Here is a 281-nt window from a genome sequence, read left to right on the forward strand (position 1 = left end):
AGAGTATCTAGCTCTTTTGGATACCCTTTCTGGGCAAACCCGCCTCTCAAACTATCAGAAAGTGATCTGATTTTGATAAAAAGCTAGGATTCTACGTTTGTTTCACCATTTCAAGCTTGCCGGATTACCCAAAAATAGCTTAATGAACGCTGATTCGGCCCATTATGGCAGTTATTCGGCCCTATCTCTGATTTATTCGGCCCTTTTCGGCTATCATTCGGCCCAAACTCGCTTTGATTCAGCCTTTCCAAATTCCCCCGCCTCTCAAGCTAGAACAAAAA

The 281-nt window shown here is 43.4% G+C and carries 1 protein-coding gene; it reads left to right on the plus strand.

Going from position 1 to position 281, the window contains the following annotated elements:
- Positions 1-97: 97 nt before the first annotated feature.
- Positions 98-281: hypothetical protein (locus tag WYK_RS25550; RefSeq protein ID WP_235782455.1), on the plus strand; the 184-nt coding region annotated here is incomplete at its 3' end.

This window comes from Peribacillus psychrosaccharolyticus ATCC 23296 (genome assembly GCF_000305495.1).
GTDB classification, from domain to species: Bacteria; Bacillota; Bacilli; order Bacillales; family DSM-1321; genus Peribacillus; species Peribacillus psychrosaccharolyticus.